Origin of the sequence: uncultured Haliea sp. (genome assembly GCF_963973825.1) — a bacterium.
Classification (GTDB): Bacteria; Pseudomonadota; Gammaproteobacteria; order Pseudomonadales; family Halieaceae; genus Haliea.
Map to the genome: position 1 here is coordinate 113,202 of NZ_CAXBAE010000004.1, position 15,395 is coordinate 128,596.

General features: G+C 61.3%; 15 protein-coding genes. 11 read left to right on the forward strand and 4 right to left on the reverse strand.

Annotation, left to right across the window (positions count from 1 at the left end; translation table 11 throughout):
- Positions 1-14: 14 nt before the first annotated feature.
- Genes AACZ17_RS06910 through ppsA form a run of 4 tightly spaced genes read right to left on the reverse strand, consistent with a single transcriptional unit; the run spans position 15 to position 5,488 of the window.
- The gene (locus tag AACZ17_RS06910; protein ID WP_290742891.1) at positions 15-539 is read right to left on the reverse strand and encodes a ferritin family protein; all 525 of its coding nucleotides are present in this window, start codon (positions 537-539) and stop codon (positions 15-17) included.
- Positions 536-1,348 carry a 2-oxoacid:ferredoxin oxidoreductase subunit beta gene (locus tag AACZ17_RS06915; RefSeq protein WP_290742894.1) on the reverse strand — a complete coding sequence of 271 codons (813 nt, stop codon included), beginning with the start codon at positions 1,346-1,348 and terminating at the stop codon, positions 536-538. The genes AACZ17_RS06910 and AACZ17_RS06915 overlap by 4 nt, the downstream gene beginning before the upstream one ends.
- A complete protein-coding gene (locus AACZ17_RS06920) occupies positions 1,338-3,062 on the reverse strand; it encodes a 2-oxoacid:acceptor oxidoreductase subunit alpha (RefSeq protein ID WP_290742897.1) in 1,725 nt (574 codons plus the stop codon). The genes AACZ17_RS06915 and AACZ17_RS06920 overlap by 11 nt, the downstream gene beginning before the upstream one ends.
- Complete coding sequence (gene ppsA / locus AACZ17_RS06925; RefSeq protein WP_290742900.1) at positions 3,059-5,488, reverse strand: phosphoenolpyruvate synthase; 2,430 nt, start codon at positions 5,486-5,488, stop codon at positions 3,059-3,061. Before ppsA ends, AACZ17_RS06920 begins: the two co-directional genes overlap by 4 nt.
- A 228-nt stretch (positions 5,489-5,716) precedes the next feature.
- On the opposite strand from ppsA, the gene AACZ17_RS06930 reads away from it, so the two are divergent.
- From AACZ17_RS06930 to hypE, 11 genes are all read left to right on the forward strand, one after another.
- Positions 5,717-6,790, forward strand: a complete 1,074-nt coding sequence (locus AACZ17_RS06930; protein ID WP_290742904.1) for a 4Fe-4S dicluster domain-containing protein — start codon at positions 5,717-5,719, stop codon at positions 6,788-6,790.
- 289 nt (positions 6,791-7,079) lie between these two features.
- Positions 7,080-7,253, forward strand: a complete 174-nt coding sequence (locus tag AACZ17_RS06935) for a hypothetical protein (protein ID WP_290742907.1) — start codon at positions 7,080-7,082, stop codon at positions 7,251-7,253.
- On the forward strand, positions 7,250-8,071 hold the full coding sequence (locus tag AACZ17_RS06940) for an FAD/NAD(P)-binding protein (protein ID WP_290742910.1): 822 nt from the start codon (positions 7,250-7,252) through the stop codon (positions 8,069-8,071). The genes AACZ17_RS06935 and AACZ17_RS06940 overlap by 4 nt, the downstream gene beginning before the upstream one ends.
- Positions 8,071-8,898: an oxidoreductase gene (locus AACZ17_RS06945; protein WP_290742913.1), complete on the forward strand. Its 828-nt coding sequence runs from the start codon at positions 8,071-8,073 to the stop codon at positions 8,896-8,898. The genes AACZ17_RS06940 and AACZ17_RS06945 overlap by 1 nt, the downstream gene beginning before the upstream one ends.
- Positions 8,888-10,213, forward strand: a complete 1,326-nt coding sequence (locus tag AACZ17_RS06950) for a Ni/Fe hydrogenase subunit alpha (protein WP_290742917.1) — start codon at positions 8,888-8,890, stop codon at positions 10,211-10,213. Before AACZ17_RS06945 ends, AACZ17_RS06950 begins: the two co-directional genes overlap by 11 nt.
- 13 nt (positions 10,214-10,226) lie before the next feature.
- Positions 10,227-10,670 (forward strand): hydrogenase maturation protease, encoded by a 444-nt coding sequence (locus AACZ17_RS06955; RefSeq protein ID WP_290742920.1) that lies wholly within the window; start codon positions 10,227-10,229, stop codon positions 10,668-10,670.
- Complete coding sequence (locus tag AACZ17_RS06960) at positions 10,663-10,929, forward strand: hydrogenase maturation nickel metallochaperone HypA (RefSeq protein WP_290742922.1); 267 nt, start codon at positions 10,663-10,665, stop codon at positions 10,927-10,929. Before AACZ17_RS06955 ends, AACZ17_RS06960 begins: the two co-directional genes overlap by 8 nt.
- Positions 10,916-13,063, forward strand: coding sequence for a carbamoyltransferase HypF (hypF, locus tag AACZ17_RS06965; protein ID WP_290742925.1), 2,148 nt, complete (start codon positions 10,916-10,918; stop codon positions 13,061-13,063). The genes AACZ17_RS06960 and hypF overlap by 14 nt, the downstream gene beginning before the upstream one ends.
- On the forward strand, positions 13,054-13,302 hold the full coding sequence (locus AACZ17_RS06970; RefSeq protein WP_290742928.1) for a HypC/HybG/HupF family hydrogenase formation chaperone: 249 nt from the start codon (positions 13,054-13,056) through the stop codon (positions 13,300-13,302). The genes hypF and AACZ17_RS06970 overlap by 10 nt, the downstream gene beginning before the upstream one ends.
- On the forward strand, positions 13,289-14,392 hold the full coding sequence (gene hypD, locus AACZ17_RS06975; RefSeq protein WP_290742931.1) for a hydrogenase formation protein HypD: 1,104 nt from the start codon (positions 13,289-13,291) through the stop codon (positions 14,390-14,392). The genes AACZ17_RS06970 and hypD overlap by 14 nt, the downstream gene beginning before the upstream one ends.
- A 31-nt stretch (positions 14,393-14,423) precedes the next feature.
- A complete protein-coding gene (gene hypE / locus AACZ17_RS06980) occupies positions 14,424-15,395 on the forward strand; it encodes a hydrogenase expression/formation protein HypE (protein ID WP_290742934.1) in 972 nt (323 codons plus the stop codon).

Sequence of the window (15,395 nt, forward strand, 5' to 3'; positions counted from 1 at the left end):
CCCGGCATAGCCGTCTAATCCGGCTGGTGGGGCGGGTCGATATCCGGCGCTGGCGGCGCGGTGTCGCCCTCTCGCTGCAGCGTCGTCAGCCTTGCCTGCAAGAGTCTCGCGTGCTCGCGCTCCTCTGCCGCAAACTCCGCGGCATATTTCACGATCTCCGGGTCTGCTGAGCGGGCCGCAACGTCGGCGTAAAAATCCGCCGCTGCGGTTTCCTGCCTGATCATCAGGCCCAGTGCCGTCTCCGGCTGCATTTCGTAGCGCAGGCTTGCATACGCGCCGGTCTCCGGCGGCTCCTCGTCGGGCCAGGTGAACTCCCAGGGTTTGAGGTGCGGCAGCTCGTGGCTGGCACAGATGGCGGCGACCTCCTGCGCGTGCAGGTCGCTGTAGGTCGCCAACTCGTCGAACAGCGCTGCCAGGGCCTGTTGCCGGTGGTGACGCATCGTGTCGGCAAATTCGCGCAAACGCTGGGCAGACTCCTGTTCCAGTTCCAGACTGTGGGCGAGGAACAGTGGCAAATCCGTGTTCAGGTCATTTTTCACAGTGCAAACCCCGCTCGTGGATCTTCCCCCCCACCGGCCTGTGGATGCAACCGCGGCCATACCGGCCGCGGATTGCGGTACAGGATACCTTTGCCGAAACCGTCGTCCGCGTGAATCAGCGCTGCAGCCTCCGCGGCGGTTGCAGGCGTGCCTTCCACAGGGTGCACGCGCTGTTTCCAGGCCGTTTGCTCTGGCACAAAGGTCACACACTGGCTGAGCACGTGAATGAAGGCAAAGCCGGGAAAGGCCATGGCCTCAAAGATGAGCTGTGCCAGGCCGTTGGGATCCCCGCTGTAGCCACGGGCGATAAAGCCGGCACCACTGGCCAGGGCGATGGCGCAGGGCTGGAAGGCGCGCACCTCGGTGCCATAAGGGGTCAGTTTGCCATCCAGCCAGGTTTCCGGGCTGGTGGGAGATGCCTGCCCCTTGGTCATGCCGTAGACCTCGTTGTCCATTGCAATGTAGACGATATTCACGTTGCGGCGGCAGGCGTGGAGGAAGTGGTTGCCGCCAATTGAAAAGCCGTCGCCATCGCCGCCCACTGCGACGACCTCGAGATCGGGGCGCGCCACTTTCAGGCCGGTGGCCAGTGGGAGTGCCCGCCCGTGCACACCGTGGAAGCCGTAGCTGCTGACGTAGGCGGGCAGGCGCGAGGAGCAGCCGATGCCGGAGACGATCGCCGTATTGTGGCTGGCAACCTCGCGTGCAGCCATGGCCTTGGTGATCGCGTTGAGTACACTGTAGTGGCCACAACCCGGGCACCAGATAGGCTTGATCCCGGAGTTGTAGTCTCTCGCTTTAAGTGGCATTGGCCGCCTCCAGTGCTGTGTCGATGTCCCGGGGTTGGATCGCTGCAGGCCCGGGCAGCGCCAGGCTCTCGAAGACGAGTTGCGGCAGCAGGGAGCGCAGGTAGTGCCAAAGCTGCGCCCCATGGTTGTGCTCTACCACCAGAAGTCGGGTGGCGGACGCAAGCAGGGTTGCCAGCTGTTTCGTGGGCAGCGGCGCCAGCAGGCGCAGACTGAGCACTGCGACCTCGCGCCCAGCGGCTGCCATGGCCGCCTGTGCCTCCAGCGCGGTGGCGGTGACCGACCCCATACAAATAATCACGGGGTGCTGGTCCACCTGGCCGACGAGCTCGGCCCAGTGCCCACCGAAGTCCCAGTCGGCGAGCTTGCGCCAGCGTTTATCCAGCTGCATGCGGTGGTCCCGGGCGCGCGGTGACGGGATGGCATTCTCGCCGTGTTCGAGGCCGTCGGCGGTATACATGTGGCCCGGCTCACCGGGCAGAGCCAGCGGCGACACACCCGAGTTCGTGTCGCGATAGCGCAAGTAGGGTTCTGCCTCTTGCGAGCTGTCGAAAGCGGCCCGTGGACAGTCGCTCCCGGGCGCATCAAACACCTGAATGGACTGGCCAAGGGTCTGGTCGCTGAGCACGATTACCAGCGTTTGCAGCCGGGTTGCCAGGTGCACCGCCCACGCGGCCGTGAAGTGGCAGTCGGCGATCGACTGCGCGGCCAGCACAATATGCGGGGCGTCACCGTGCATGCCGTAGAGCGCCAGGTTGAGATCGCTCTGTTCGCTCTTGGTAGGAATACCCGTGGAGGGGCCGCCGCGCATGACATCGACCACCACTGCCGCGGTCTCACTGGCTACCGCGAGTCCCATGGCCTCGCTCATCAGCGCCATTCCCGGGCCAGAGGTGGCGGTCATGGCCGGCACGCCACCAAACCCTGCGCCAATCACCATGTTGATGGCCGCGAGTTCATCTTCGGCCTGTACCAGGTGGCCCCCGTAGTGCTCGATATGGTGGGCCAGCCACTCCAGCAAGTCGGAGGCGGGTGTGATGGGGTAGGCCGCGACAAAGCGTACCCCGGCCTCAAGCGCGCCCAGCGCCGCCATCTGGTTGCCGCTGGCCAGCCAGCGTTGGGGGTGCCCGGGGGCAGTCGCCGCGGGCACCGGGAACCTGGCGAGGAGTTCCCGTAACGGATCTGGCAGTGCCTGGGCAAACCCTGCCCGCAGTGCCCGGCAGGCTGCAACCAGGACTGCATCGTCATGTTTTTCGAGGCGTGCGCGCAGTAGCGCCTCCGCCGCGGTGCCTGTGCAACCCAGGCCGCTGGCGAGCATCCCGAAAAATACCATGTTCTGCCACCCCGAGTCCGCGGCGGCAGCAATCCCGGCGGCGTCAACGGTCAGGAGATTATCGAGGTTGACGCCGGGGGGAGGGACGTCGGTGCCGGTATGCAGGACCAGGGTGCTGGCGCTGATCGGCAACTCATCGGCAAAGCGTGCAAAGTTCTGCCAGTCCAGTGCAATCAGCAGGTCGATGTCAGCCGGTATCGTCGATACTGGCGCGTCGCCCAGGCGCAGGATGGCGGCCGATTCGCCCCCGCGGATCTGTGGGCTGAAGGTCTTTTTCAGCATGCCGTGGCCGCCGACCTCCGCATACAGCCGCAGGACCAGTTCACCGGTCGAGATTGCGCCGGCGCCGCCACTCCCGCTGATCGCCAGGGTGAGAGCCGTCATGATTGCTTCGTTCCGGAGTCATTGGGTTGTGGTGTCATGCGGGCCAACCCTGATTCCACATCCAGAACCAGCTGCGTCATTTTCAGAATACTGTCTGGATTCAGCGCGATGGATTCAATGTCCTGTTCCACGAGCCAGCGAGTGATCTCGGGGAAATCAGACGGCGCCTGCCCACAGATACCGATGTACTTCCCCGTCTTCTTGCAGGCCCGAATGGCCATCCCCATCAGTGTCGCAACGGCTTCGTTGCGCTCATCGAACTCGGCCAGGAGTTCTGAATCCCGGTCCACCCCAAGCGCCAGTTGTGTCAGGTCATTGGAGCCAATGGAAAAACCATCGCAATGCTCCAGAAAGCGCTCAGCCAGTAATGCATTGGCCGGAATCTCGCACATGAGATGAATGCGCAGGACATTTTCTCCCCGGTTTAGACCCTGTTCGGCCATCAGTTCCATGACGTTGATTTCCTCTTCCACGCTGCGGACGAAGGGAATCATCAACTCGAGGTTGGCAAGCCCCATGATATCGCGGACTCGCTTTACCGCATCGCACTCCATGGCGAAGCAGTCCGCGAAACGTGGCGAGTGGTAGCGGGATGCCCCCCTGAAGCCCAGCATCGGGTTGTCCTCCTCTGGTTCATAGTCCGCACCGCCAAGCAACTGCGCATATTCGTTGGACTTGAAGTCACTCATGCGCACGATCACGGGCTTCGGATAAAAGGCTGCAGCGATGGTGCCAATCCCTTCGGCGAGGCGACTGACATAGAACTCCCGCGGATTGCCATAGCCTGCGATACGCTCGCGTATCTTTGACACTAGCGACGGCTCAAGCTTGTCGATATCCAGCAGGGCCCGGGGATGCACGCCGATGTGATCGTTGATGATGAACTCGATTCGGACCAGACCGACGCCGTCATTCGGCAGCCGACTGAACTCGAGGGCACGTCCGGGATTGCCCACGATCATCATGATTTTTGTACGTGGGCGTATTCCCGCCTCAAGATTGAACTCCACAGTCTCGAAGGATAGCCGTCCGTCATAGACCTTTCCGGTTTCGCCCTCGGCACAGCACACCGTTACCGCCCGCCCGTCGCTCAGTCTGGCCGTTGCATCGACAGTCCCGACGATGGCCGGAATGCCCAGTTCGCGGGCAATGATAGCCGCGTGGCAGACGCGTCCGCCGCGATTGGTGACAATCGCGCTGGCACGTTTCATGATGGGCTCCCAGTCAGGGTCGGTCATGTCAGTAACCAGTACATCGCCGTCTTCGATATCGGCTATGTGCGAGGCATCGAGTATCGTTTTCACCGTGCCGCTGCCAATGCGCGCGCCCACGCTTTTGCCGGTGAGCAGGACCTTGCCCGTTTCCGTAAGTCGGTAGCTCTGCTGTTTGCTGGCGTCCAGGTTTGAGTGCACAGTCTCCGGGCGAGCCTGAACAATGAACAGTTCGCCACTCCGGCCATCTTTGGCCCACTCAATGTCCATGGGCCGCCCGTAGTGGCGCTCGATGCTGATTGCCAGCCGGGCCAGCTGCAGCACTTCGTCGTCGGTGATCGCAAAGCGCTCGCGGTCCTCACGACGCACCTCGACGTTGCGGGTAGCCGCTCCGGTAATGCCGTCTTTGCTGTACACCATCTTCAGGGCCTTCGAACCCAGCTGCCTGCGAAGGATGGGCCGAAAACCCTCCGCCAGAGTGTTCTTGTAGACCAGAAATTCGTCTGGCGTAACCGCGCCCTGAACCACGTTCTCGCCCAGGCCGTAGGCGGCGGTGACCATGACCACGTCGGTAAAGCCACTCTCCGTATCGATGCTGAACATGACGCCGGATGAGGCAAGGTCGGAACGCACCATGTTCTGCACGCCGATGGAGAGCGCCACTGCCATATGGTCGAAGCCCTTGTGCACGCGGTAGGCGATGGCGCGGTCTGTGAACAGTGATGCGAGCACCCGTTTGCAGCTGCGTTGCAGGTGCTCTTCGCCCTGTATGTTGAGGTAGGTTTCCTGTTGCCCTGCGAATGAGGCATCCGGCAAGTCCTCGGCAGTCGCCGATGATCGCACGGCGACCTCGGGGTCCTTGCCGCCGTTTTTCTGCCTGAGGGTGCCGTAGGCGGCGTTGATCTCTGCGGCGACTTCAGGAGGCATCTCACCATCGACAATCCAGCCGCGGATGTTGGCACCGACGGTGGCCAGCGCGCGGACATCCGCGATATCCAGCTGCGCGAGTGCCTCGGTGATCCTGCCGCGAAGGTCGTTGTGATCAAGGAATGCGTAGTAGGCTGCAGCCAGAGTAGCAAAGCCATCCGGCACCTGTATTGCCTGGCCGGACAGTGTGCGGTACATCTCGCCCAACGAGGCATTCTTGCCACCCACCAATGGCACATCGCCGATGCCGAGTTCAGAGAAGAGTCGAACGTAACTGAAGTTACTCATGACATTGCCTCCCACGTCCTGATTTCAGTGTGTTCGCAACACGGGGCAGGATTATTGACCTGCCTCAAGGTTCGGTGGGATTCCGCCGGCTTCACCCGTATTTTTGCCGTTCGGGGTGTCGTCCACACAAATTCTTCTACAGAATAGACGGGGCGATAAGAATACGGGTTCAGCTGCGCAGCAAGTCGCAGCGCAGGCGTGTTGACCCGATACTGGAAGGCCATGCTTATGCAACGCTGGACTCCAAGGGATGTACAGGCGCTGATCAACGGCTTGCGTACCGAGGGTGTTCGCGTGCTCGGCCCCCGGGTGGGCGATGCGGCCATACTCTACGATGAGATTGAAACGCTGCCCATCGGATACGGTGACGAGCAGGCCCCCGGGCATTATCGTCTGACTGCGAGAGAAGATCAGAGTCGCTTCGGTTACAACCTGGGCCCGTCGACCTGGAAACAATTCCTGTTCCCGCCAGAGGAAGCGATATTTCGCGTACAGGACGGGGAGTTCATCAGCTGCCGTGAGCAGCCCGAAAGAATGGCTTTTCTCGGTGTCCGAGCCTGCGAGCTGGCCGCGATTTCGATTCAGGACCAGGTATTCATGGGTGACTTTACTGACCCTGGCTACGCCTCGCGCCGTGAAAACCTGCTGCTGATTGCGGTCAACTGCTCTCAGGCTTCGGGTAACTGTTTTTGCGCATCTACCGGCGATGGCCCGGCAGTGGGTGTCGGCGCCGACCTGATACTGACTGAGCTGCGGCCGGAGGATCCCTATTACCTGGTGGAGGCTCAAACCGAAGCTGGGCAATCGATGATCTCGGCTGTCGGTGGCCCTGCGGCGGCACCGGGGGAAATCGACGCTCGGGATGAAGCACTGGCCGCGACCCGACTGCAGATGCAGCGCGAGTTTGCCACCGAGGGCATTGCCGAGGCACTGTACGCCGCCCTTGATCATCCGCACTGGGATGCGGTCGCCGAGCGCTGTCTGGCCTGCGGCAACTGCACCCAGGTCTGCCCGACCTGTTTTTGTAGCTCAACCCGGGAGCAGGTAAACCCTGTCAGTCTCGAGGTGACGCACATGCGCCGCTGGGAATCCTGCTTTACTGCCGATCACTCTTATCTTTCCGGTGGTGTGGTGCGCCCGAGTGTGAAGTCGCGCTATCGCCAGTGGTTGACGCACAAGCTGGCAGGCTGGGAGCAACAATTCGGCGTGTCCGGCTGCACGGGATGCGGGCGCTGCGTCAGTTGGTGTCCGGTTGGCATTGATTTGACGGAGGAAGTTGCCGAAATCAGGCGGTCAGTATGAGAACGCTAGCCGACGAGTTGCGGGCCCATCCGTTCTTCACGGGACTGAGTGAGGACTGCATGCGGTTGATCGCTGGTTGTGGCGAACGTGTAATGTTCCGGTCAGGTATGACGCTAGCCAGCGAAGGCAGTGCAGCCAATGAGTTCTATGTCATTGAGCGAGGGCGGGTCGCGTTGCAGCTACACACGTCGGAACGGGCGCTCTGCTCATACAAACGCTCGATGCCGGCGATATTCTGGGCTGGTCCTGGCTGTTTCCGCCGTTTCGCTGGTCGGTTGAGGCAAGAGCGATGCAGGATGTGCATGCCATTCGACTCGACGGTAAATGTCTGCGCGCCAAGTGTGACTCTGATCCTGTGATGGGTTATGCCCTGATGCAGCGTTTTTCCTACATCATGAGTCAGCGGGTAGAGGCCACGCGCCTGCAGGTATTGGATCTGTACGGTAGAGCGAGCCGCTCATGAAGGACCCGCTGCTGCCGCACCTTGTCGAGATGCAATCCTGGCAGCAGGAAAGCGAGCTTGTGTTTACGTTTCAGGTCGCACCGCCGGAAGGGTACGGGAGCTTTCGTGCCGGTCAGTTCAATATGCTCTATTTACCCGGCATGGGGGAGTCGGCGATCTCTATCAGCGGTGACCCGGCTGACAGGAATCACCTGACACACACAGTCAGGGCAGTGGGTAACGTCACGCGGGCGCTGCACACTCTCAGGCCGTTTGCCCGTGTCGGTTTGCGTGGTCCTTTTGGTCGAGGTTGGCCTCTGGCCGCTGCCGAAGGTCGGGAGCTGCTGCTCATGGCGGGTGGGATCGGACTGGCGCCGCTGCGACCGGTGCTGTTCCAGGCGCTGGCTGCGCCGGAGCGCTACCAACGGGTTACTCTGCTGCTGGGTGCCCGTTCCCCGGAGGAGCTTCTGTATTCTGAACAGCTGTTGCGCTGGAAATCAGATGCCGGCCTGCAGTTGCTGGCAACCGTTGACGTGGCCTCCGCTGCATGGCGCGGCGATGTCGGTGTTATCACGGATCTGGTGCAGAGGGCTGCCATAAACCCCCAGCAAACAGTGGCGATGGTCTGCGGGCCGGAAATCATGCTGCGCTTCTGCGCGAGGCGGTTGCGGGAGATCGGCGTCGCCAGCGACGCGATTCATGTCTCCCTGGAACGGCACATGCAGTGTGGCACCGGCTTCTGCGGTCACTGTCAGCTCGGCCCGTATTTTCTCTGCAAAGACGGGCCGGTGTTTGCCTATCCTGATGTGGAGCCCTACCTCATGACGCAGGAATTCTGATGGCCAGGTCTGATCGGCCGCGACTGGCCGTCTTCAAGTTTGCCTCCTGCGATGGCTGCCAGTTGAGCCTGCTTGATTGCGAGGATGAATTGCTGAGCATTGCTGAGCGGCTCGATATCGTGCATTTTCCTGAGGCATCCAGGCGGATGCTCACTGGTCCCTACGACATCGCACTGGTCGAAGGTTCAATCACTACCGCGCACGATCGTGAACGTCTCACGGAGATTCGCGAGCAGAGTGGCTTCCTGGTCTCTATCGGTGCCTGTGCCACCGCGGGTGGCCTGCAGGCTATGCGCAACTTCGCCGACGTCAGTGACTATGCCCGGACGGTTTATCCCCATCCGGAGTACCTTTCAACGCTGGAGACCTCTACGCCGATCGCTGACTATGTCGCCGTCGATTACGAACTGCATGGCTGCCCCGTCGACAAGTATCAATTGCTGGAAGTGGTGCTGGCTTTTGCCAGCGGGCGCCGCCCCCAGATCGCCCGCGAAAGCGTTTGTATGGAGTGCAAGGCGCGGGGCAATGTCTGCGTACTCGTCGCCCAGGGCCAGCACTGTCTGGGCCCGATTACCCAGGCTGGCTGCGGTGCCTTGTGCCCTGCCTATAGCCGCGGTTGTTATGGTTGCTTCGGGGTGAAAGAGCAGGCTCAGGTGGGTCCGCTGATTGACCACTTGCGAGCGCACCATGGTATGACCCTGAGCCAGGCCAGACGCAGCCTACGAGCCTACAACCCTGCAGCTGAACCGCTGCAGATCATCGCCCTGCAGTGCGACAAGGACGATGTCTCCGGTAGCAAAAAAGGGAGCGGTGGCCATGACGGGTAAAGACATTCCGATCAGGGCCGGGTTGAAGACCCGGCGTATCGATGTGGATTATCTCGCCCGGGTGGAGGGCGAGGGCGCCCTGATGGTGGATGTGGTCGACGGTGAGCTCAGGGACGTCCAGTTAAAGATTTTTGAACCGCCACGCTTCTTCGAGGCATTCTTGCAGGGCCGGGCACTGACGGAAGCGCCGGACATCACCGCGCGCATTTGCGGAATATGCCCCGTGGCCTACATGATGACCGCCGTGCATGCGTTGGAGGCGATGCTCGGTATCCGACCCGACGAGGGCATTCGTCGATTACGCCGGCTGCTGTACTGCGGTGAATGGATTGAAAGTCACGTGTTGCATATCTATATGCTTCACGCACCGGATTTCCTCGGCTTCGACGATGCAATCACGCTGGCCCGGGAGCATCCGGACGTGGTGAAACGCGGCCTGCGCATGAAAAAGGCGGGTAACGATATCGTCAAGTTGCTGGGTGGTCGGGAAATTCATCCCATCAATGTCCGTGTGGGCGGGTTTTACAAGATTCCCGCCGTCGCGACATTTACCGCGCTGCTTGATGAACTGAAGTGGGCACGCGACGCGGCCGCAGAGACGGTGTTCTGGGCAGCCGGCCTCGATATTCCGGATATGCATCGCGACTATGAGTTCGTCGCACTGCGCCACGATAGCGACTATCCCTTCAGCGAGGGGCGCATTGTGTCCAGCCGCGGGCTTGATGTTGAGATGGCACAGTACCCAAACCATTTCGCAGAGCATCAGGTGCCCCACAGCAATGCACTGCACTCAGTGCGCAAGCCCGACAATACGCCTTACTTCGTCGGCCCCATGGCTCGATACAACCTGAATCGCGACCGTCTTTCGAGCGCGACGCGGAAGCTCGCATGCGAGGTCGGTTTTGATCGCACGGTTGATAATCCCTTTGAGAGCATCGTGGTGCGCGCGCTGGAAGTGTTCCAGGCATTTGATGAAGCCATTGGGCTGATAGACAACTTTTTCGTTCCAGCACGGGCGGCAGAGGTGGTTCCTGCGGGTGGCGGCGTGGGGGTGGCGGCCACAGAGGCGCCGCGTGGACTGCTTTTCCACCGCTATGAAGTCGGTGAGGACGGGCTTATCACCCTGGCCAATATTGTGCCGCCCACTTCACAGAACCAACTGACGATCGAGGAGGACCTGCGCGACCTGGTGGCCTCAAATCTTCGCCTCAGTGAGCGTGAGCTGACGATGCGCTGTGAGCAGGCGATTCGAAACTACGATCCCTGTATTTCCTGTGCGACCCACTTCCTTAGGCTACAGTTACGTCATGGCTAGAGGCGGCAGAATTGTGACTGTGGGCAACGCCTACCGCGGCGATGACGGTGTCGGGCCGTACGTCTTCACCAGATTGTCAGAGACCCTTCCCGGGGTGGATTTGGTGGCATCAGACGGCGAGGTCAGTGGACTTATTGCCGCGTTCGAGGGCTGTGATGAATTGCTGCTCATCGATGCCGTGGATGCGGTTGGCGCGGGGTTATGCCCGGGCAGCGTGATCTGGTTGGACGCAAATGACCCGGCGCTTGCTGACGTCGGGCTGCGCGCCAGCACACACGCCATGGGCGTGGCCGAGGCTATCGCGTTGGCTCGATCACTCGGTTCCCTGCCTGACCGTTTCACCGTGATTGCGATTGCCGGCGCGTGCTTTGGCCAGGGGCAGGGCCTTTCCGCTGACGTGACGGCAGCCGCGGACCGTGTTGTCGCAGAACTCAGCGGACGGTATGGCCATGCATGAGGCTGGATTGATCAGGAATTTGCTCCAGAAAATCAACGAGTTGGCCAGTCGTGAAGCGGCGACGTCGGTGACACGGGTAACGGTCTGGCTGGGTGCCCTGAGTCATATTTCGCCGGAACATTTTGCCGAGCATTTCCGCAACGAAACTGTCGGCAGCCTGGCGGAGGGTGCCGAGCTCACAGTCGAAACATCGTCAGATATCAACCATCCTCAGGCCCAGGCTATTCTCTTGAGGAGTATCGACATTGCCGAAGCCTGATTGCCGCCATATTCAGGTTACCGGCCTGGTCCAGGGGGTGGGTTTTCGTCCGTATGTATACCGGCTGGCGCAGCGCTTGGGCCTGCAGGGTGAAATACGCAATCGTTCCTCAGGGGTGAGCATTACAGTACAGGGCCAGATGGCGGTGCTGGACCAGTTTTTGACTGAGCTTCGCCGGAATGCGCCCGGACAGCGGCATGAGTTTTCGGTGAATGTGGCCGCCGCAACAGCGCACAGCGACTTTGTGATTGCTCCGAGTCAGTCTGACGCCGGTATCGCCGGCACGCTGCTTGCGGATCAGGCAATCTGCGAGGACTGTCGTCGCGAGTTTCACGATCAGAGCGATCGGCGTTACCACTATCCGTTTATCAGCTGCACGTCCTGTGGGCCGCGCTTTTCCATTTGTAGGCGGCTCCCCTGGGATCGGATCAATACCAGCTGGAGCCGGTTTTCCCTCTGCGCAGCGTGTCGACAGGAGTACGAGTCGCCTCTGGACCGTCGCTTCCACGCGGTGGGTATTTCCTGTCCGGACTGTGGCCCGGTGTTGTTCACTGCTGACGGTCTGCAGGGCGAGGCGGCAGTGCGCCAGGCCTGTGCTGTGCTGGAGCGCGGTGGTGTGGTTGCCGTCAAAGGTGGTGCCGGATTCCACTTGCTGGTGGATGCGCAGAATCCGGCGGCTGTTGCGCGCCTGCGGGAGCGCAAGCGACGCAGTAAACCACTCGCAGTGCTGGCCCCGACGTTTGAATGGGTGCTTGAAAACGCCCATACCGAGGCTGCAGAGCGCGCTGCACTTAAGGGATCTGCAGCACCTATCGTGTTGCTCAAGGCGTGTGGCGGGATACACGAATCATTGGCGCCTGGTTTGGGTACACTGGGCGTCATGTTGCCCAGCAGCGGGATTCAGCTCTCCATCCTGCGAATGCTGCAGCGCCCGCTGGTCGCTACGAGTGCCAATCTTTCCGGTGCGCCGCTGATTCACGAAAATGACACCGCACTGTCTGCGCTGGCGGGCATTGCCGATGCGTTCCTGTTACACGATCTGGATCTGGTACAGGGCCTGGATGATGCCGTACTGCGGGTGATGGCTGGCCAGCCGGTCAGTCTTCGACTTGGGCGAGGCTTTGCGCCCCAGATACACACTGTTCCGGTAGCCCACTCATCGCTGGGTTGTGGCGCGCATTTGAAGGTTAACCTCGCCATGCAGGAGAGGCATACGTTGATCGTTGGCCCGTACATCGGCGATCTTCAGGGAGCTGGCAACAGGCAGCGTTATCTCCAGCAGAAGTCCACAATGCCCGCCTTTTTCCAGATTGATGCAGGGACTGAAGTCACTGATCTGCACCCTGATTATGGTTCCAGCGTGGAGGCGGATGATCACGCGCTCACGGTTCCGCACCACGTAGCCCACGCCATGGCTGTCTGGCTGGAGCATCAGCCGGAACCCCCTTTTCAGGCGCTCACCTGGGATGGTGTTGGCCTGGGTCCCGACGGCACTGTCTGGGGGGGAGAGTGCCTGCAGTTTGACGCGGGAATGGAGTGGCAACGTCTTGGAAGCATTCGACCGTTTCAGTTGCCAGCGGGACACGACATCGCCCGGTTTCCCGGCAGGATCGCCAGAGTCCTGAGCGGCGAGACGTATCCCGGCAGGTCGATTGCCTGCTCCAGCATGGGCCGATTAATCGAGGGTCTCGCCGCACTGGCCGGACTCCGGGAGGAGAACCTGTTCGAGGCGCAGGTCGCCATGGAGTGGGAGGCGCTCGGTCACCGGGCAAGCCAGGCGTTACACATGGACTTCAGCTGGGTTGGCGCTGATCTGGATTGGCGTCCGCTGCTGCCGCTGGTTGCTGACCGTAGCGTCAGTCTTTCGGCCCGTGCCCTGGGCTTTCATCAGGCATTGGCCAGAGCGGCGCTGCGCCAGTGCCGTCTGGGGCGTGGGGATAGCGTGCTGCTGTCCGGCGGAGTGTTCCAGAATCGCCTGCTGGTAGAGCTGATGGTTGCCGGCGCCAGGGAACTTGGATTGAAGCTGTTGCTGCCTGGGCGACTCCCGCCCAACGATGGAAGTATTGCCGCCGGGCAGTGTGTGGCCCTCGCCATGGGGGCAAAACAGATCGGAGTTGCCCAGCAATGTGCCTAGCGATACCCGGAAGAGTCATTCGCATCAGCGGCGACGGCCTTGAGCGACAGGCCCTGGTTCGCTTCGGCGATGTTGAGCGTGTCGTTAACCTGTGCCTGACGCCAGAGGCCGCAACAGACGATTACGTCATTGTGCACGTGGGTTGCGCGATCCGGGTACTGGATCAGGAGGAGGCGCAGCGCGCCTTGTCCCTGCTGCATGAGCTGGCCTCAATGGAGCGCGGTCATGCGCTTTCTTGAGGAGTTTCGGGACCCTGTGCTGGCCGAGGCGATCGTTGCCCGAATCGCTGGCCTGGTAACTCGGCCGTGGGTCCTGATGGAGGTCTGCGGTGGTCAGACTCACGCCATTATCCGGCATGGCATCGATCAATTGCTGCCTGATTCAGTAGAGCTGATTCACGGTCCCGGATGTCCCGTCTGCGTCACGCCAGTCGCCTGCATTGATGAGGCGCTCGAGTTGGCTCGAAGGCAAGACGTGATTTTCGCCACCTTTGCCGACATGTTGCGCGTGCCCGGCAGCGATACGGATTTACTGGCCTGCAAGGCCATGGGTGGCGACGTCCGCACGGTTTACTCCCCCCTGGACGCGGTGCAGTTGGCGCGTGAGAATCCCGGGCGCGAGGTCGTTTTCTTTGCGGTTGGCTTTGAAACCACGGCACCCGTAAATGCGCTCAGTGTTGTGCAAGCCAGGGCATCCAGCGTCGACAACTTTTCCCTGTTGGTCAGTCAGGTTCGGGTGCCACCGGCTATTGAAGCAATAGCCGGCTCGCCCGGTAACCGGGTACAGGCCTTTCTTGCTGCGGGACATGTGTGTGCGGTGATGGGCTATCGGGAGTACGAGGCGGTTGCACGTCGTCTGGGCGTGCCAGTGGTTGTGACGGGCTTCGAACCACTGGATGTTCTGCTCGGTATTGAGGCTGCGCTGGCGCAACTCGAGCGTGGTGAAGCCCGGGTAGAAAATCAATATGCCCGCGGTGTGGACCGGGATGGGAACCGCGAGGCACAGCACCTGATGAAGCAGGTCTTTCGCGAGACCGGACAGTCCTGGCGGGGTTTGGGCAGGCTTGAGGCCTCCGGGCTCCAGTTGCAGGGTCATTACGCCAACTTCGATGCGAGGGAAAAGTTCGCCTTGCCTGCTGTGCCGTCCAGGGAGGCAGGTGAGTGCCTCGCCGGAGATGTCCTCACTGGACGCATCCGCCCTTATGAGTGTCCACGTTTCGGCAGGGAGTGCACCCCCGATTCGCCACTGGGCGCTACGATGGTGTCCGGTGAGGGCGCTTGCGCTGCGTACTATCGCTACCGCCGAAACGCAGGCGCACACCGTGCCTGAGTGTCGTTTCCCCTTCTCCAGATATCCCGTCGTGACGCTTGCTCATGGTGCTGGTGGTCGTTTCACCCAGCAACTGATACGGGATATTTTCTCTGCTGCCATGACCGATGTGCAGGCGGATCAGGATGGCGCTGATCTCGTCTTTCAGGACCCGCCCGACAGTCGCCTGGTATTCACCACGGATTCCTACGTTGTCAGCCCGCTGGTATTTCCGGGTGGGGATATTGGCAAGCTTTCGGTGATCGGCACCTGCAACGATCTCGCCGTGTGTGGCGCCGAGCCTGCGTATCTGAGCTGTGGCTGGATTATCGAAGAGGGTTTTCCCACCGAGTCATTATTCGCGCTGGCTCAGTCCATGGCCCTGGCTGCCGCTGAGGTCGGCGCCAGAATCGTCACCGGCGATACGAAAGTGGTGGAGCGCGGCCACGGTGACGGGGTGTTCCTGAACGTGTCCGGCGTCGGTGTACGTCGGCTTTTCTGTCATCCCCGGCTTATTCAGCCCGGCGACGTGGTGATTGTCTCTGGAGACCTGGGCCGGCACGGTGCCTGCATCCTCGCCCAAAGAGAGGATTTGCAGATTCAGACGCCAATAGAAAGTGACTGTGCCCATCTGTGGCCTGCCGTCTCTCGTTTATCGCCTTTGGCTGAGTCTGTTCACTGTATCCGCGATCTCACGCGCGGTGGCCTGGCGACGGTCCTGGCCGAGCTCAGTGAAACGGCATCCCTGCAGATCACTATCGAGCGCGACCGGGTGCCTGTCAGCAAGAAAGTGGCTTCGGTCTGCGAATTGTTCGGTATGGACCCTCTGTATATGGCCAATGAGGGTCGGATGGTGGTGTTTGCCGAGCCGCGGCGTGAAGAGGATATCCTGGAGAGCCTGGGTGCCGGCGCCCGGAGGATTGGCGTCGTCTCTGAAGGTCGCGGCGTCATCGCCAGCAGTCAGTTGGGGGGAAGCCAGATGCTGGACATGCTCAGTGGTGAGCAGTTGCCGCGGATCTGCTAG

Coding starts and splice junctions, on each gene's coding strand:
- ppsA (WP_290742900.1), bottom strand. CDS start 5,488: ATGAGTAACTTCAGTTACGTTCGACTCTTCTCTGAACTCGGCATCGGC.
- AACZ17_RS06970 (WP_290742928.1), top strand. CDS start 13,054: ATGTGCCTAGCGATACCCGGAAGAGTCATTCGCATCAGCGGCGACGGC.
- AACZ17_RS06915 (WP_290742894.1), bottom strand. CDS start 1,348: ATGCCACTTAAAGCGAGAGACTACAACTCCGGGATCAAGCCTATCTGG.
- AACZ17_RS06940 (WP_290742910.1), top strand. CDS start 7,250: ATGAAGGACCCGCTGCTGCCGCACCTTGTCGAGATGCAATCCTGGCAG.
- AACZ17_RS06935 (WP_290742907.1), top strand. CDS start 7,080: ATGCAGGATGTGCATGCCATTCGACTCGACGGTAAATGTCTGCGCGCC.
- AACZ17_RS06950 (WP_290742917.1), top strand. CDS start 8,888: ATGACGGGTAAAGACATTCCGATCAGGGCCGGGTTGAAGACCCGGCGT.
- AACZ17_RS06960 (WP_290742922.1), top strand. CDS start 10,663: ATGCATGAGGCTGGATTGATCAGGAATTTGCTCCAGAAAATCAACGAG.
- AACZ17_RS06920 (WP_290742897.1), bottom strand. CDS start 3,062: ATGACGGCTCTCACCCTGGCGATCAGCGGGAGTGGCGGCGCCGGCGCA.
- AACZ17_RS06945 (WP_290742913.1), top strand. CDS start 8,071: ATGGCCAGGTCTGATCGGCCGCGACTGGCCGTCTTCAAGTTTGCCTCC.
- AACZ17_RS06930 (WP_290742904.1), top strand. CDS start 5,717: ATGCAACGCTGGACTCCAAGGGATGTACAGGCGCTGATCAACGGCTTG.
- hypD (WP_290742931.1), top strand. CDS start 13,289: ATGCGCTTTCTTGAGGAGTTTCGGGACCCTGTGCTGGCCGAGGCGATC.